15 protein-coding genes and 1 other RNA gene are annotated in these 15,737 nt (G+C 65.1%); 5 read left to right on the forward strand and 11 right to left on the reverse strand.

Annotation, left to right across the window (positions count from 1 at the left end):
- Nucleotides 1–23 precede the first annotated feature (23 nt).
- From PW734_10400 to PW734_10410, 3 genes are read left to right on the forward strand one after another with little or no spacing between them, the layout of a single operon-like run.
- Nucleotides 24–2,672 carry an efflux RND transporter permease subunit gene (locus tag PW734_10400; GenBank protein ID MDE1171599.1) on the forward strand — a complete coding sequence of 883 codons (2,649 nt, stop codon included), beginning with the start codon at nt 24–26 and terminating at the stop codon, nt 2,670–2,672.
- On the forward strand, nt 2,669–4,141 hold the full coding sequence (locus PW734_10405) for an efflux transporter outer membrane subunit (GenBank protein MDE1171600.1): 1,473 nt from the start codon (nt 2,669–2,671) through the stop codon (nt 4,139–4,141). Before PW734_10400 ends, PW734_10405 begins: the two co-directional genes overlap by 4 nt.
- 36 nt (nt 4,142–4,177) lie before the next feature.
- Nucleotides 4,178–5,089: a hypothetical protein gene (locus PW734_10410; GenBank protein MDE1171601.1), complete on the forward strand. Its 912-nt coding sequence runs from the start codon at nt 4,178–4,180 to the stop codon at nt 5,087–5,089.
- 67 nt (nt 5,090–5,156) lie between these two features.
- Here the strand turns inward: PW734_10410 and PW734_10415 are convergent, their stop codons facing one another.
- Nucleotides 5,157–5,825 (reverse strand): lipid-binding SYLF domain-containing protein, encoded by a 669-nt coding sequence (locus PW734_10415; protein ID MDE1171602.1) that lies wholly within the window; start codon nt 5,823–5,825, stop codon nt 5,157–5,159.
- Between the two features lie 93 nt (nt 5,826–5,918).
- Between PW734_10415 and PW734_10420 the strand changes: the two genes are divergently transcribed.
- Complete coding sequence (locus PW734_10420) at nt 5,919–6,446, forward strand: FecR domain-containing protein (protein ID MDE1171603.1); 528 nt, start codon at nt 5,919–5,921, stop codon at nt 6,444–6,446.
- Here PW734_10420 and PW734_10425 read toward each other — a convergent pair.
- The 10 genes from PW734_10425 to PW734_10470 all read right to left on the reverse strand — a co-directional run bounded on the left by PW734_10425 (nt 6,443) and on the right by PW734_10470 (nt 14,486).
- A complete protein-coding gene (locus tag PW734_10425; GenBank protein MDE1171604.1) occupies nt 6,443–7,141 on the reverse strand; it encodes a YbhB/YbcL family Raf kinase inhibitor-like protein in 699 nt (232 codons plus the stop codon). The two genes, PW734_10420 and PW734_10425, sit on opposite strands and share 4 nt — an antisense overlap.
- A gap of 93 nt (nt 7,142–7,234) precedes the next feature.
- Nucleotides 7,235–7,618, reverse strand: coding sequence for an Hsp20/alpha crystallin family protein (locus PW734_10430; GenBank protein ID MDE1171605.1), 384 nt, complete (start codon nt 7,616–7,618; stop codon nt 7,235–7,237).
- A 145-nt stretch (nt 7,619–7,763) separates the two neighbouring features.
- Nucleotides 7,764–8,864: an acyltransferase gene (locus PW734_10435; GenBank protein MDE1171606.1), complete on the reverse strand. Its 1,101-nt coding sequence runs from the start codon at nt 8,862–8,864 to the stop codon at nt 7,764–7,766.
- Nucleotides 8,865–8,956: 92 nt separating this feature from the next.
- Nucleotides 8,957–9,315: a transfer-messenger RNA gene (ssrA, locus tag PW734_10440) on the reverse strand.
- Nucleotides 9,316–9,405: 90 nt separating this feature from the next.
- Complete coding sequence (locus tag PW734_10445; GenBank protein ID MDE1171607.1) at nt 9,406–9,639, reverse strand: hypothetical protein; 234 nt, start codon at nt 9,637–9,639, stop codon at nt 9,406–9,408.
- Between the two features lie 109 nt (nt 9,640–9,748).
- A complete protein-coding gene (nth, locus tag PW734_10450) occupies nt 9,749–10,414 on the reverse strand; it encodes an endonuclease III (GenBank protein MDE1171608.1) in 666 nt (221 codons plus the stop codon).
- On the reverse strand, nt 10,411–11,379 hold the full coding sequence (locus PW734_10455) for a leucyl aminopeptidase (protein MDE1171609.1): 969 nt from the start codon (nt 11,377–11,379) through the stop codon (nt 10,411–10,413). The genes nth and PW734_10455 overlap by 4 nt, the downstream gene beginning before the upstream one ends.
- On the reverse strand, nt 11,262–11,846 hold the full coding sequence (locus tag PW734_10460) for a M17 family peptidase N-terminal domain-containing protein (GenBank protein ID MDE1171610.1): 585 nt from the start codon (nt 11,844–11,846) through the stop codon (nt 11,262–11,264). Before PW734_10460 ends, PW734_10455 begins: the two co-directional genes overlap by 118 nt.
- A gap of 66 nt (nt 11,847–11,912) precedes the next feature.
- Nucleotides 11,913–13,217 carry a 4-hydroxy-3-methylbut-2-enyl diphosphate reductase gene (locus tag PW734_10465; protein MDE1171611.1) on the reverse strand — a complete coding sequence of 435 codons (1,305 nt, stop codon included), beginning with the start codon at nt 13,215–13,217 and terminating at the stop codon, nt 11,913–11,915.
- 33 nt (nt 13,218–13,250) lie between these two features.
- Nucleotides 13,251–14,486 (reverse strand): hydantoinase/carbamoylase family amidase, encoded by a 1,236-nt coding sequence (locus PW734_10470; protein ID MDE1171612.1) that lies wholly within the window; start codon nt 14,484–14,486, stop codon nt 13,251–13,253.
- Nucleotides 14,487–14,604: 118 nt separating this feature from the next.
- On the opposite strand from PW734_10470, the gene preA reads away from it, so the two are divergent.
- Nucleotides 14,605–15,732, forward strand: a complete 1,128-nt coding sequence (preA, locus tag PW734_10475) for an NAD-dependent dihydropyrimidine dehydrogenase subunit PreA (protein MDE1171613.1) — start codon at nt 14,605–14,607, stop codon at nt 15,730–15,732.
- Nucleotides 15,733–15,737 lie beyond the last annotated feature (5 nt).

A 15,737-nucleotide genomic window follows, 5' to 3' on the forward strand; every position in this document is an offset into this window, starting at 1 on the left:
ACCCCATCAGCCGCACTTCCGGCGTGGGCGACTACCTCCTCTTCGGCTCCCAGTACGCCATGCGCATCTGGCTCGATCCCGCGAAGCTCAACGAGTTCAACCTGACGCCCGGCGATGTCCAGGCCGCCATCCAGGCGCAGAACGTGCAGCTGGCCTCGGGCGAGCTGGGCGGCCTTCCTTCCGTGAAGGGGCAGCAGCTCAACGCCACCGTCATCGGGCCTTCCCGCCTGCAGACGCCGGAGCAATTCGGCACCATCCTCCTTAAGACGCTTTCTTCCGGCGCGCAGGTCCGGCTGAAGGACGTGGCCAAAGTCGGCCTGGGGGCGGAGTCCTACGCGATCAACGGCCTCTACAACGGCAAGCCCGCCGCCGCCCTGGGCGTGAAGCTGGCCTCCGGCGCCAACGCGCTGGAAACCGCCGAGGCCGTCCACAAGACCCTCGACAAGCTTCAGCCTATCTTCCCCTCCAGCCTGAAGGTCGCCTTCCCTTACGACACCACGCCCTTCGTGAAAATTTCGATCGAGGAAGTCGTGAAGACCCTCCTGGAGGCCATCGGCCTCGTCTTCCTGGTCATGCTTCTCTTCCTGCAGAACCTGCGGGCCACCCTCATCCCCACCATCGCCGTGCCGGTGGTGCTCCTGGGCACCTTCGCCATCCTTTCCGCCGCCGGATTCACCATCAACACCCTGACCATGTTCGGCATGGTGCTGGCCATCGGCCTCCTGGTCGACGACGCCATCGTCGTCGTGGAAAACGTGGAGCGCGTCATGGCGGAGGAAGGCCTCACGCCGAAGGAAGCCACCCGCAAGTCGATGGAGCAGATCACGGGCGCCCTCGTCGGCATCGCCCTGGTCCTTTCCGCCGTCTTCATCCCGATGGCCTTTTTCAGCGGCTCCACCGGCGTCATCTACCGGCAGTTCTCCATCACCATCGTCTCCGCGATGGGCCTTTCCGTGCTGGTCGCCCTCATCTTCACCCCCGCCCTTTGCGCCACCCTCCTCAAGCCGGTGGAAAAAGGCCACACGGAGCGGCAGAAGGGCTTTGCCGGCTGGTTCAACCGCGCCTTCAACCGGGCCAACCGCAGCTATGAAAGCGGCGTCCGCCGCGTCCTGGGCGGCGCGGTGCTCTGGCTGCTCGTCTACGTCCTGATCGTCGGCGGCCTGGCCTTCCTCTTCCTGCGGCTGCCCACCTCCTTCCTGCCGGACGAGGATCAGGGCATCCTCTTCGTGCTGGTGAACACCCCGCCGGGAGCCACCCAGGCCCGCACCCAAAAGGTCCTGGACGATGTCCGCACCTACTTCCTGACGCAGGAAAAGGACAACGTGGCCGACGTCTTCACCGCCGCGGGCTTTAGCTTCGGCGGCCGCGGCCAGAGCAGCGGCCTGGCCTTCGTCAACCTGAAGGACTGGAAGGAGAGGCCCGGCGCCCAGAACAGCGTCTCCGCCATCGCGGGGCGGGCCATGGGCCGCTTCATGCAGTTCAAGGACGCCATGGCCTTCGCCTTCGCTCCGCCCGCCGTGATCGAGCTGGGCAACGCCACCGGCTTCGACTTCGAGCTGGTCGATCGGGCCGGCCTGGGCCATGAGGCCCTCATGGCCGCGCGCAACCAGATGCTCGGCATGGCCTCCCAGGAGAAAGGCCTCGTCGGCGTCCGGCCGAACGGCCTGAGCGACGAGCCGCAGTTCCGCTTCGACATCGACCGGGAAAAGGCCACCGCCCTGGGGCTGACCGTAGCGGACGTGAACGACACGCTCTCCGCCGCCTGGGGTTCCGCCTATGTGAACGACTTCGTCGACCGGGGCCGCGTGAAGCGCGTTTTCGTCCAGGGCGATCCCTCCTCCCGCATGTCCCCCGAGGATTTCGGAAAATGGTACATCCGCAACAATACCGGCAGGATGGTGCCCTTTTCCGCCTTCGCCTCCGGCAGCTGGATCTACGGCTCCCCCAAGCTGGAACGCTTCAACGGCTCCCCCTCCATCGAGATCATGGGCGCGCCCGCCCCCGGCCTTTCCACCGGCTCCGCCATGAAGACCATGGAAGACCTGGCCGCAAAGCTGCCCGCGGGCATCGGTTATGAGTGGACCGGCCTTTCCTTCGAGGAGCGGCGTGCGGGTTCCCAATCCGGGGCGCTCTACTCTGTCTCCCTGGCCATCGTCTTCCTCTGTTTGGCGGCGCTCTATGAAAGCTGGTCGATCCCTCTGGCCGTCATGCTCGTCGTTCCGCTGGGCGTCTTCGGCGCGGTGGCGGCGACCGTCTTGCGCGGCCTTTCCAACGACGTCTTCTTCCAGGTCGGCCTTTTGACGACCATCGGCCTCTCCGCAAAGAACGCCATCCTCATCGTCGAGTTCGCCAAGGAGAACTACGACTCCGGCATGGACCTGTTGGAATCGACGGTGCGCGCCGCCCACCAGCGCCTGCGCCCCATTCTCATGACCTCGCTGGCATTCATCCTGGGCGTCATGCCCTTGGCCATCTCCACCGGCGCCGGTTCCGGCGGCCGCAACGCCATCGGCACCGGGGTCATCGGCGGCATGGTCTCCGCCACCCTCCTGGCCATCTTCTTCGTGCCGCTCTTCTTCGTCATCATGCTGCGGCTTTTCAAGGTGAAACCCTTCCGCGCCGGACACGATCCCCATGCGGACGAGGAGGAAAAGAGGGAGGGCCGCTCATGAGCCGCCTGGCTCTTATTGCCGCCGCCCTGCTCCTGGCCGCCTGCACCATGGCGCCCACGTATAAGCGGCCGGACTCCTCCATCCAGGCCTTCTGGCCGGACGACGGGCAGGGGAAGAAGGAGGAACCCTCCACGATCGCCGTGCCCGCCGCCGACATCGGCTGGCGTGATTTCTTCTCCGATCCGCGCCTGCAGAAGCTCGTAGAGCTGGCGCTGAAAAACAACAGGGACCTGCGCGTGGCCGCGCTCAACATCGAGCAGGCCCGGGCGCAGTACCAGATCCGCGCCGCGGCCCTCTATCCGGGGGTCAACGCCACCACCACCGGCGCCGTCCAGCGCCAGCCTTTGGCCGTCTACCTGCCCAGCGCCGGCAGCGGCGGCCTTACCATCCACAACTACAACATCGGCGTGGGCGTCACCTCCTATGAGGTCGACCTCTTTGGCCGCATCCGCAGCCTGAAGGAGCAGGCCCTCCAGCAGTTCTTCGGCATGGAGGAGAGCCGGACCACCGCCCAGATCAGCCTGGTGGCGCAGGTAGCCAACGCGTACCTCACCTGGCTGGCCGATCGGGAGCTGCTCAAGGTGGCGGAGGAAACCCTGGTCAGCCAGGGGCAAACCTATTCCATCCAGGAGCGCGCCTTCCAGGGAGGCGTCCTCAGCGCCCAGGACTTCCAGCAGGCCGCCACCGCCGTCAGCCAGGCCAAGCTCATCATCGCGCAGAACAAGCTGGCCGTGGCCCAGGACATGAATCTGCTGGTCCTGCTTGTCGGGGAACCTTTTTCGGACGAAGTGCAGGCTTATTTGGCCGCCAACCACGGCCTGGAAAACGATTCCCTGCTGGAAGCCCTTCCGGCGGGCCTTCCTTCCGATCTGCTGCGCCGCCGGCCCGACATTCGTTCCGCGGAGGACAACCTGATCGCCGCCAACGCCAATATCGGAGCCGCCCGGGCGGCCTTCTTCCCCACGCTGACGCTGACCGGCGCTTTCGGCACCGCCAGCAGCGGCCTCTCCGGTCTCTTTGCCGGGGGATCCCAGGCCTGGAACTTCACCCCCCAGGTGAGCGTTCCTCTCTTTGACGGCGGTGTCAACCTGGCCAACCTGAAAGCGGCCAAAGTGAACCGGGACCTCTACGTGGCCCAATACCAAAAGAGCATCCAAACCGCCTTCCGGGAAGTGGCCGACGCTTTGGCCGCCCGCAAGTCCCTGGACGATCAGCTCAAAGCCCAGGAGGAATACCTGAAGGCCACCGACGACAGCTACAAGCTTTACGACCTCCGCTTCCGCAACGGCATCGACAGCGACCTCAACGTCCTGATTTGGCAGCGCTCCCTTTATACGGCCCGCCAGAACCTGGTCAGCACTCGCCTGGCCCGTTTACAGAATCTTGTGAATTTGTATAAGGCCTTGGGGGGAGGGTGGTTAGAGCACACCGTTCCCACGGGAAAGACCCCGTCTGTAAAGCAGGGATAAGGCCTGGAACGGCCTATGCTTACCCTTAAGTAAGCCATGCCCGCCCAAGCTCCCCCATCCATCACCCTCCGCGCCGGCGGAGACGGCATGACGCTCGATTTCGATAAGTTCTACTCTGATCTGATTTCCGGCAAGCCGCTGGACGCGCTCCAACAGATCGATTCTTCCGCCTTCATGCCACAGGCCAATGCACCGGCCTACGCTCCCGCCGGGGAGCCGGGGCAGCTGATTCAATCCTTCTTGCCCAGCCAGGGAGCAGGACTGCGTGGGCTGTCGGTAAACCGCAATTCGGTTCCCATCCAGGCCACCCAGCTGGACGCCATTCAGCCGAAGGATGTCCCGATTGACTTTAACCGTCTGGCCGCCGCCTATTCCGTTACCGAATCGGGCCGGGATGGCTACGAGGCGGTGGGCCGTCCCACCGGCGTCAAAATGGGAATCGCCCTGGGCCGCTACCAATACATGAGCGGGCGGGACGACGTGCGCCAGGCCATCACGGCCAACGGGGGCACCGAGTTCCTTCAGCGCCTCGACCAAATCAGCCGCGTTCACGCCGACAAGAGCAACCTTTCCAAGGCGGAGAAAGAGGAAGTCCGGGAGGGGATGGACCGCTTCTTCCCCAAGAAGGACCAGGACCGCCTCTTCGTCCGGGACCAGACGCACCTTTACAACGTCGCCGTCCGGCAGATGGGCAGCACTGACCAGAAAGTGGTCCTGGAGCGGATGTTCGAGATGCATTACGGCGGCACCGGTTCCACCATCCACGGCGGCGCCCGGGACGTGAACGGCCGTTACGACTTGGCTGGATACGGCAAAGTGGGCCTGCGCAATTACGAGAACGCGGCCGCGCCGAAAATCGAGCTGGCCGGGGCGACCCGCTCCAACTGGCAGGTGATTCCCGGCGGGCGCGGACAGCCCCAGCAAGACCAGCAGCGGATCGCCGCCTGAAAATTTCATCCGCCCACAAAAAAAGGCCCGGTCTTTCGACCGGGCCTTTTTGCGTTAGAGACGGGTCTTACTTGCCGTTGAGCACGTCGTAGAGCGCCTTGCTGGAGGCGGGGGCCTTCACCTTGCCGGTGAGGATGTCGTTCACCCAGACGTTGGGGCCGTAGTAGCCCTGGTTGGCGTCGTCCGCCACGGCCACGGTGGTGCCGCCCAAGGTCGCGCCGCCGAAGACGCCGTCGACGTCCTGGTAGTAGATGATGGGGAGCTTGGCCAGCTGGGAGTTGGTCTCCTTCAGCTGGGTGGCGCCCGCGGTGCCCGCGGCGGTGCCGTCCCACTTCACCTCGCTGCCCTCGGTCGTGAAGAGGCGCAGGGCCTTCTCGGAGTTGATCACCATGACGTAGCGCTTGGTCTGGAAGCCGATTTGGGCGCCGAAGGTGCCGCCGGAGAGGTTAAAGGCGCTGGGGGCGCTCCAGCCGGAGCCGAGCAGGCTGGGTTTGCGGGTGACCAGGATGCCCTGGCCGCCGATGCCGCCGAAGACGAGGCCGCCTTGGCTGACCTTGACGATGGCCACGCCCTTGGCGTTCTTCAGAATGCTCTCCGGGATGGGATGGCCGCCGTGCTGGCGGGCGGAGAGGATGTCGACCGCTTCGGAAATGCGATCCTGCAGGTTTGCGGCGGACGCCGAGACCGCCGAGATGAACCCGATGGCCAAGGCCAGAAGAAGAGCGGAATATTTCATAGGTCTCAAAGGGTAGCACAGAACTTCCTCTTCGCCACCGGAAGTGCATATCCGGATTGTTGACCGGCGGCTGGCCGCTATCCTAAGTCCATCATGGCGATGAGAATCCTGTGCCTGGGAGCGGCCCTCTTTTTCCCTCTTTTTTCCCTTCAAGCCGCTCCGGTGGAAGCCGTGGTGAAGGCCGTGCAGGGAAGGGTGGAGGCTTGTCCCGCCGGCGGCACTTTTGCGCCGCTGAAGGCGGGGGCGCGGCTTTCGTCCGGAACCCGGATCCGGACCGATGGGAGCGGGCGCGCGATCCTGCTGGTCACGCCGGGCGCGGCGGCCTGTCTGGAAAAGGGAACTTCCGTTCGCCTGGAGCATTTGGAGTTTTCCCGGACGGCGGACGGCGTGGCTCGGCGCAAGGCGCTGCTTAACCTGCGTTCCGGAACGGTCCTTTCCCTGATCGACCGGAAGAACCCGAACGTCACCGATTTCGTCGTGCGGACTCCGCAGGGCGCGGACGCCGTGCCGGGCGCTTTCTACCGGGTCACGGTGAGGGGCGGCAAGACGCACGTCAGGACTACCGCGGGTCAGGCGGATGCCGCCGCCCGGGCGGAACTGAAAAAGGCGATTAAAAGCTAAGGCGCGGGCGGCGGTTCTTCCTTTGAAGAGGGCGCCGCATTGGATTCCGGCGCGTTCGTGGAAGCCGGCGCATCGGGGGAGGACGCGGTCTTCTCCGGGGCCGCCGGAGCGTTCGTCCCGTCAGCAGGCGGCGGCTGGGGCGCCTCCACCGCGTCCGGCGCGGCGCAAGTGACGGTGAGCGCGGTCTGCGCCATGAGTAAGTTGTTGAAGGCGTTCAGCAGTTGTTCCCGCTTGGTTTCCGGCGGCAGGTCGAGCATCTGGTGCAGGGCGTAGACCCGGATCTCGTAATGATGCACGCCGGAGCCGGGTTTTAAGTCGGGGCCGTCGTAGCGGTTGTTGCCGAAGTCGTTTTGTCCCACCACGACCCGGACGGGAAAGCGGATGTTTTCCGGGATCGTCCATGTCTGGCGGGGCAGATTCCAGACCAGCCAGTGGGTGAAGGGGCCGTCCGGGCCGTCCAGATCGACCATCACCACGGCAAGGCTCCGGGCGTGATCCGGGATGTGGTCGATCTTCAAGGGCAGGCTGACGTTGCCGCCTTCCTTCGTGTATTGCTTGGTGAGCGGGTCGCCGTTTTTGAAGGCCGGGGAGGTGAGGGAGAAGACGATGCTGTCCGGCACCTCGTAGGGAAAGGCCTGGGCCCAAAGGGAAGACCCGGAAAGAAGAAGGCCCAGCAGGCAGAGGAGCGCGTGCACGTCTCACGTTGCCCCGGAAGGGCGGGTTCCGCAATCCGGCAGGAAAAAGCCCCGGCATCGCGGGGATGCCGGGGCTTTTAGGGAAGCGCCCGCTTAGTTGACGGCGATCTTGAGCTGCTTCGGCTTGCTCTCCTCCCTCTTCGGGAAGGTGAGCCGCAGGACGCCGTCCTGGAAGTCGGCGCGGATCGCCTCCGCGTTCACGTCTTCCGGCAGCGCCAGGCCGCGGGTGATGGAGACGGTCCGGCGGTTCTCGCCGAAGCCGATCTCGCGCTCGGCGGCCAAGGTCAATTCCTCGCCTTCGACGTTCAACTGGACGGCCTCCTTGCGGACGCCGGGGAGGTCGAACTCGGCATAGTAATTGTCCTTGTCCTCATGATAGCGGCCCGCGGACTGGCCGGGGGAGTTCCATCCCATCAAGTCGGCCAGGTCGGACGTGTGGCCGTTCAAGCGATTAGCAATGTAAGGCACTAAGTTCATCGTGTTATTCTCCTTTTTAGTTAGTGAGGGGTTACCTCTGACAGGAGAGCTGCTTAAGCTGTGCCGCGCTTAAGTCCTTGATTTCAAAGGAGTGCATCCGGCGCGATGAGTCAAAACGTCCCAAGGCGCGGGACACTCTTTCCCGCTAGGCGGTGGCAGGGATCAAACGGCGCTTTTGCATCCGCCCCCAGGCCTCGTATCCGTAACTCAGGCACAGCACGCTGAGGAAAGTCAGGAGCAGGAAGGTATGAGAAGTGAGCCCCTGGGCGAAGGGGTCGTGCAGGTGGTGGGCCAGCTTCGGTCCCAGCCAGCAAAAGAAGAAGAACTGAAAGATGTAGAGGGCGTAGCTGATCTTGCCGATGTGGATGAGGTGCCGGTTCTCCACCAGGAGGTCGAGGTGCGGGAAACGGCCATGGGCGTCAAAGGTGGCCCAGACCAGCGCGGCCAGGGAAACGGCCTCCAGCGATTCCCGGAGGAACTGGAGGTGAACCATTTCGGGGAGAAAATGAAGGGTGATGCCCGCCGCAAAGGGAAGCGTCAGCCACAAAGCGGGCCGCGCCACCTTCCGCGCCGCCGCAGCCACGGCGGCGCGCTTCGCCGGGTCTGCGTAGACATGGGCCAGCACCGCGCCGGCCATGAAGGAATCCCAGCAGCCGGGCAAGAGCAGCCACTTGCAATAGGGGGAGAGGCCGTGGCTATCGCAATAGAAGCGGAAGAAAAGCGTGCAAACCACGGTGAGCCCCACCGTGGCCCGAAAGGACCAGCGGCAGGCCACCAGCAGCAGGAGCGGCCAGAGGAGGTAGAACTGCTCCTGCATGGCCAGAGACCAGAAATGGGCCGTGGCCCCGGGCCATTCATTCGCATGGACCACGTAGAAATTGGTCAGGAACAGGCTGTCCCAGCGGATTGTCTCCCGCGCCTGCGGCAAGCCTGCCCAAAGGCCCAGAAGCAACCCGCCGTAAAAGAGCGGGGCGATGCGGAGGAAGCGCTTGAGATAAAAGTTCTTGAGGATGTGAAGCCACGATCCCTGCAGGCCCGCTTTTTCCTGCGCCCGCCAAAAGGAAAGAGTGATGTGAAAACCGCTCAGGACGAAGAAAAGCCGGACGCCGACGGGTCCCAGGTGGAGCGGCAGCGCGTGCAGGTTGTAATGGTCCCACAGGACCAGGAGGATGGCCACGCCACGCAGCCCGTAGAGCCGCTGGGAAGCGGCCCGGCCGATGGTGTAGATCTTGGAAGCGTCTTCCATTGCCGTCTTGTCAGGCTAGCCGACTTCGGGGAGAGGGCAAGCGACGGTGGGGGGAAGAAACGTCGTTATGACGATCTTCTCCCCCCGAAGGGGAGTGGAGGCGGGGGGAGTCGAACCCCCGTCTTCTAGCGGGCTACCAGCCGCATCTACAAGTTTAGTGGCCGTTTGAGTTTCGGATTCCGGCGTTGCCTGGCCACGGGCCGCCGGAACCTAGTCACCACATTGATGCCGGCGCGGAGGTCGGTCACTCACCTCTCACGCCCGCCCGGCTAATGGCGCCGTTGTCCCCCAGCCGGAGTCAGGGCAACGACGTCGCGGCACTATTAGGCCGCGAGAGCCAACTCTTCGTTAGCGTTTATTTGTTTGAACAGGATTTTTTACGAGGCCAACCCGTTCAGTCCTCGACTTGCAGCGGGAGGCGACGCTCTAGAATCGAAGCCAATGCGCCCCCGTTAACGAGGGAACCTTACAATAAGAAGCCCCTTCCCGCAAGGCAGGAAGGGGCCCGGATTGGAGTTCCGAAATTCCGATCAGCTTCGGCTTAATCCCGGCGGGAAACCAGGAAGCCGACGACGAGGCCGATGCCCAGAGTGATGGCCACCGCGCTGAGGGGGTTGTTCTTCACATATTCCTTGGCGGTGCCGGCCGCGTTCTGCGCGACTTGCTTAGCCTGGTTGATGCGATTGCCCATTTCGCGGGTCAAATCTTGCTTGGCATTGGCGGCGATGTCGCTGATCGGCATGTCGCTGTATTTGTTGAGGGTGTCGTTCGTCATGAATCTTGGGGATCACATGGCGTGCCAATTCCAGATTCCCATTGCGCGGGAAGGAGTTGTGAAAGCGAAGGGGTCAGGACGCCGCTGCCGGTGCGGCAAAATGCATGAATCAGGCTTTTTGAAGCGGCGTTTTTGCAGAAACGCCCCGGCGCGGGCAGAGGTCGAGCAGCTCGCACTGGGGGCAATCCGGACGCTGGGCGCGGCAGCGGCGGCGTCCGTGCCAGATGAGGAGGTGGGAGAAGAGGGTCCACTCCGGCCGGGGAACGCGGCGGACGAGGGCGGCTTCGATCTTCTCCGGCGTGGTCTGGCGGGTCAGGTCGAGGCGGTGGGAAAGCCGCGTGACGTGGGTGTCGACGACGATCCCCTCGTCGATGCCGAAGGCGTTGCCCAGGACGACGTTGGCCGTTTTCCTGCCCACCCCGGCCAGCTCGACGAGGGCGTCCATCTCCCGTGGCACTTCCCCGGCGTGCTTTTCGACGAGGACCTGGCAGCACTTTTTGATGTTCTTTGCCTTGGCGCGGTAGAGGCCGATGCGGCGGAGCATTTCCTCCAGCTCGGGCAGGGGGGCGGCCGCGTAGGCGGCGGCGGTCTTGTATTTCTGGAAGAGGGCGGGCGTGACCTTGTTCACCAGCACGTCGGTGCACTGCGCCGATAGGATGGTGGCGACGAGGAGCTCCAGCGGGGTGCGGAAGTCTAGCTCGCACCGCGCGCCGGGGTAGGCGGCGCGCAGGCGGAGGATGATCTCGCTCAGGCGGTCGGCCTGGGCCTCTTTCACTTGGCCTTGCGGCGGAGGTAGTCGGTGATGAGGCGGACGCCCGCGCCGGTGGCGCCCTTTTCCAGGTAGGGCAGCTCCTTGGTCGTCCAGGCGGTGCCGGCGATGTCCAGGTGGACCCAGGGCGTGTCGCCCGTCCAGTGGTGGAGGAAGGAGGCCGCGGTGGAGGCGCCGCCTTGGCGGCCGCCGGTGTTTTTCACCAGCGCCACGTCGCTCTTGATCTGGTCGGAGTATTCCTCGGCGAAGGGGAGGGGCCAGGCGGGGTCGCCCGCTTCCTCGGAATTTTCCCAGAGGTCCTGGCGGATCTTCTCGTCCGTGGCGAAGAGGCCGGTGCGGCCTCCGCCCAGGGCGACGACGACGGCGCCGGTGAGGGTGGCCATGTCGAACATGAGCTTGGGCTTGAGGTGCTTTACCGCGTAGGCCAGCGCGTCGGCCAGGACGATGCGGCCCTCGGCGTCGGTGTTCAGAACCTCGATGGTCTGGCCGTTGTAGGTGGTGACGATGTCGCCGGGGCGGTAGGCGCGGGAGCCGGGCATGTTCTCCGCGCTGGAGATGAGGCCGACGACGCGGATGGGCAGCTTCAGCTCGCTGACGGCCTGGAGGATGCCCAGGACGGCGACGCCGCCCATTTTGTCGAACTTCATTTCGTCCATGCCCTCGCCGGGCTTGATGCTGATGCCGCCGCTGTCGAAGGTGATGGCCTTGCCGACGACGACGTAGGGGGCGGCGCTGGACGCGCCCTTGCCCCGGTATTCCAGGGAGATGAAGCGCGGCGGATTGGCCGAGCCCTGGCCGACGGCCAGGATGCCGCCGAAGCCCTCGCGCTTGAGCTGCTTTTCGTCCCACACTTTCACGGCCAGGCCGTGGGTCTTGGCCAGCGCGCGGGCGCGCTCCGCCAGGGTGGCGGGGGTAATGTGGTTGGGGGGGAGGTTGCCGACTTCGCGCACCAGGTTGGCGGCGCGGGCCAGGATGGCGCCTTGGTGGGCGTTCTGCTCCGCCTGGCGGCGGGCGGACTCGCCGCCCTGCTCCACGGCCACGGTGAGCTATTTTGCAGGCTGTTTTTCCGGCGGGCTTGGGGGGCTTTGTAGACCTCGAACTTGTAGGAGGCCAGGAGCGCGCCTTCCACGATGGCGGAGAGGTAGGGCAGGTGGCTGCCGGGAGCTAGGACGATTTCCTGCGCGCCGATTTTCAGGAGGGCCTTTACGCCGGTGCCGGCGGCCTTGCGGAGGAGGGCGGCGGTGGCGGGTTTTTTCTTGGGATCGCCGATGCCGACGTAGAGGGTGCGGCGGCCGTCGGCGGAGCGGTGGAGGAGGGTGGAGAGCGGCGCGCCGGAAAACTCCGCGGCGGGAACGCCGGGCAAGGCCTTGGCGGTGGAGGGGAAGAATTCAACCCGGTCGGTCCGGGCGGGCGCTTTGGTGACGATGTCGAGTTTCATGGTTGGAAAAGGGAGATGGGCAAAGAAAAGGGGAGCCGAAGCTCCCCTTTTCATGAATGCGGTGTTTTAGGCCGTGGCGGCGGGCGCCGGCGCGGGCGCGGGCGCGGGCGCGGCGGCGGCCGGCTGCGGGGCCAGGACGTCCTGGAAGCCGGGCGGCAGCAGGGTCTCCACGTTGACGCCGCGGAACTCGAAGAGGCGCTTGATGGCTTCCTCGATCAAGTTGTTCGGGCAGGAGGCGCCGGCGGTGATGCCGACGTGGACGTTGCCCGGGGGCAGCCAGTTTTCCGTGCTCTTTTCCTGGCCGTGGTGCAGGTCCCAGTGGCGGATGAGCTGGGGGGAGACGAGCAGCTCGGAGTTCTTGATGAAGTAGGTGGGGAGCATCGCCTCGCCCATCTCGGCCAGGTGGGAGGTGTTGCTGCTGTTGTAGCCGCCGACGACGATGAGGAGGTCCATCTTTTCCTGGTCCAGCATGTCGCGCAGGGCGTCCTGGCGTTCCTGGGTGGCGCCGCAGATGGTGTCGAAGAAGCGGAAGTGGTTGTCGACGGACTGCTCGCCGTAGCGGTCGGCGATGGCCTTGCGGATGCGGCGCTGCACTTCCTCCGTCTCGCCGCGCATCATGGTCGTCTGGTTGGCGACGCCGACGGCGCGCAGGTGCTGGTCCGGGTCGAAGCCGGGGGAGTGGGCGCCCTTGAACTTCTCCAGGAACTCTTCCTTGTTGCCGCCTTCGCGGATGTAGCGGCAGACGTAGTCCGTCTCGTCCAGGTTGTAGACGACGAGGTAGTGGCCGCTGGGGGTCTTGCCGTCGCCGACGGCCTGGCTGGCCGTGGCTTTCGTCTCCTCGTGCCAGGCCTTGCCGTGGATGATGGAGGTGACCTGCTCCTTCTTATATTGGCGGACGCGCTTCCAGACGCTCATGACGTCGCCGCAGGTGGTGTCGACGAGCTGGCAGTTGATTTCCTTGAGGCGGTTGATGGTGTTCACCTCCGCGCCGAAGGCGGGGATGATGACGACGTCGTCGGCCGTCAGGTGGTCGACTTGGTATTTGCCGTCGACTTCATGGAGCTGCTTGATGCCCATGGCGCTGAGCTGGTCGTTCACCTCGGGGTTGTGGATGATCTCGCCCAGGAGGTAGATGTCGCGGCCGGAGCAGACCTTGGCGGCGGCGTAGGCCAGGTCGATGGCGCGCTCGACGCCGTAGCAAAAGCCGAAGGCCTTGGCCAATTTGACGGTGAGGCCGCCCGCGGTCAGGGGGGAGCCGGTGTGGCGGAGAAATTCAACGATCGGGCTGCGGTAGTGGTTTTCCACCTCCGCTTGGACGATCTTCATGACCTCCGGCGTGCGGAGGTTCACCTTCTTGGCGGGCGTCGACATAGCCCGGCATCCTGCCGGGGCACGCGCGGCAGGTCAACCCGCAATCCACCGCAAGGCCTTCTCCGCCAGGCGGTCCAAGGCGGCGACGGCCTGTTCCAGGTGCTCTTCCCGGGTGTCCTCGATCTTGTTGTGGCTGATGCCGTGGAGGCTCTGGACGAAGAGCATGACGGTGGGGACGCCCGCCCCGGCGACTTCCGAGGCGTCGTGCAGGGGGCCGGAGGGGATGCGGTAAAGGGTCCCGGCGGTCTGGGTCACCGCCTCGTCGCAGAAGGCCAGGAGCTGCTCGTGGAAGGGGCGCGGGGCGATGTGCCAGATGCGGCTCCATTCGACGGTAACACCGCCTTCCCGGGCGAAGCGCTCGCTGGCTTCCCGGGCCTCCCGCAGCATGGCGGCGAGCGCGGCGGCGTCCAGATGCCGCTGGTCCAGGGTGATGCGGCATTCCTCCACGACGCTGGTGACGATGCCGGGCTTGGTCGTGCAGGAGCCGATGGTGCAGACGCCGCCGTGGCGATCGGTGATGGCGTAGATTTCCGGGGACATCTTTGCGGCGGCCAGGAAGGCGTCTTTGCGGCGGTTCATCGGCGTGCTGCCGGAGTGGGCGGCCTGGCCTTTGAAGGTGATGGCGTGGCGTTCCACGCCGTAGGTGCCCAGGACGGTGGCCAGGGGCAGCCCGGCGTCCAGGAGGACGGGGCCCTGCTCGATGTGCAATTCCAGGTAGGCGGCGGCGTTTTTGAGTTCCTTGCCCGCGTCCTTGGCGGTGGCCAGGTCGATGCCGTGGGCTTTGACGGCTTCGGGGAGGGGGATGCCGTCCTTGTCCTTAAGGCTCCGGGCCTCGTCCAGGTCGAGCGTACCCGCGCAGGCGGAGGAGCCGAAGAGGCTCTTGCCGAAGCGGGCGCCTTCCTCGTCCGTCCAGTCGACGAGGCGGACGGTGACGGGGGGCTTCCCATTATATTGGGCGGCGATCCGGCGCAGGACTTCCAGCCCGGCCACGACGCCCAGGCAGCCGTCAAGCCAGCCGCCGTGGGGCACGGAGTCCAGGTGGCTGCCCAGAACCAGGGCTTTTTCCGACGCGCCCCGCAGGGTGACCCAGACGTTCCCGGCGGCGTCGGTCGCGGTTTCCACGGGCAGGCCCTTTAGCTTTTCCCGGAACCATTCCCGGGCTTTCGTCCAGGTAGGGGTGAAGGCGACGCGCTGGGCGCCGTTTTCATCGGCGGTGAGGGCGCGGAGTTCCTTCAGTTCGGCGACGGTCCGTTTCGGGTCGAGGGTCATGGGGAGGGGGGAGCTAGCGGTTCGTGTGCCAAATTCCTTAATATTTGCAAACCTTGGCCTTTAAATTGCTTACGGAGCCCTTCTTTGTTAAACCGCTAAACTTCCTAGGAGGGCAATTATGGCAACACTGGCAACTACGGTCAACGGGCTCAAGCTTCCCAACCCCTTCATCATCGGTTCCGGGCCGCCGGGAACCAATCTCAACGTCATCCGCAAGGCCTTCCAGGAAGGCTGGGGCGCGGTCATCGCCAAGACGATCAGCCTGGACGCCTCCAAGGTGACCAACGTGAGCCCCCGCTACGCGAAGCTGTTTTCCAACAACCAGGAAGTCATCGGCTGGGAGAACATCGAGCTGATCAGCGACCGCCCGATCACCGCGTGGATCGAGGAGTTCAAGCGCTGCAAGGACGAGTTCCCGGACCGCATCCTCATCGCCTCCATCATGGAGGAGTTCGAGGAAGGCCGCTGGATCGAGCTGGTGCAGAAGTGCCAGGACGCGGGCGTCGACGCCTTCGAGCTGAACTTCTCCTGTCCGCACGGTCTGCCGGAGCGGAAGATGGGCGCCGCCATGGGCCAGAACCCGGAGATCCTGGGCCAGGTCTGCAAGTGGGTGATGAGCGCCGCCAAGAAACCCGTCTGGGCCAAGATGACGCCGAACGTGACGCGCATCGAGGACCCCTCCCGCGCCGCGCTGGAAGCGGGCGTCGACGGCCTGGCCGCCATCAACACCATCCGCAGCGTCATGGGCGTGAACCTGGAGACGTTGCGGCCGGAGCCGAGCGTGGAGGGCTACACCACCCCCGGCGGCTATTCGTCCAAGGCGGTCCGCCCCATCGCCCTGCGCATGTGCATGGAGATCGCCCAGCTGATCCGCAAGGATTTTCCGGGCAAGACCCTTTCCGGCATGGGCGGCATCGAGACGGGGGAGGACGCCGCGCAGTTCATCCTCCTGGGCAGCGACACGGTGCAGGTCTGCACGGGCGTCATGAAATTCGGCTACGAGTGCGTGAAGCCGATGCAGGAGCAGCTCCTGGCCTTCATGGAGAAGCACAAGTTCGAGACGCTGGCCGACTTCAAGGGCAAGAGCCTGGACTACTTCACCACCCACGCCGACCTCGTCGTGCGGCAGAAGGCGCGCAAGGCGGAGCAGAAGGCCGCCGCCGACGCCAAGAAGATGATCTCCGCCGACACGGAGTGGAGCGGCGATTCCTTTGTCGCGCAGTCCAACGCCCTAGCCCGCAACTAAACGCA

The sequence above is a fragment of the Verrucomicrobium sp. genome, from assembly GCA_028283855.1.
In the GTDB taxonomy this organism is placed as follows: domain Bacteria; phylum Verrucomicrobiota; class Verrucomicrobiia; order Methylacidiphilales; family GAS474; genus GAS474.

Bases quoted from the DNA above. Each gene is read 5' to 3' on its own strand.
- PW734_10405 (MDE1171600.1), top strand. From the start codon at position 2,669: ATGAGCCGCCTGGCTCTTATTGCCGCCGCCCTGCTCCTGGCCGCCTGC.
- PW734_10410 (MDE1171601.1), top strand. From the start codon at position 4,178: ATGCCCGCCCAAGCTCCCCCATCCATCACCCTCCGCGCCGGCGGAGAC.
- PW734_10415 (MDE1171602.1), bottom strand. From the start codon at position 5,825: ATGAAATATTCCGCTCTTCTTCTGGCCTTGGCCATCGGGTTCATCTCG.
- PW734_10420 (MDE1171603.1), top strand. From the start codon at position 5,919: ATGGCGATGAGAATCCTGTGCCTGGGAGCGGCCCTCTTTTTCCCTCTT.
- PW734_10430 (MDE1171605.1), bottom strand. From the start codon at position 7,618: ATGAACTTAGTGCCTTACATTGCTAATCGCTTGAACGGCCACACGTCC.
- PW734_10435 (MDE1171606.1), bottom strand. From the start codon at position 8,864: ATGGAAGACGCTTCCAAGATCTACACCATCGGCCGGGCCGCTTCCCAG.
- PW734_10445 (MDE1171607.1), bottom strand. From the start codon at position 9,639: ATGACGAACGACACCCTCAACAAATACAGCGACATGCCGATCAGCGAC.
- PW734_10460 (MDE1171610.1), bottom strand. From the start codon at position 11,846: ATGAAACTCGACATCGTCACCAAAGCGCCCGCCCGGACCGACCGGGTT.
- PW734_10465 (MDE1171611.1), bottom strand. From the start codon at position 13,217: ATGTCGACGCCCGCCAAGAAGGTGAACCTCCGCACGCCGGAGGTCATG.
- PW734_10470 (MDE1171612.1), bottom strand. From the start codon at position 14,486: ATGACCCTCGACCCGAAACGGACCGTCGCCGAACTGAAGGAACTCCGC.
- preA (MDE1171613.1), top strand. From the start codon at position 14,605: ATGGCAACACTGGCAACTACGGTCAACGGGCTCAAGCTTCCCAACCCC.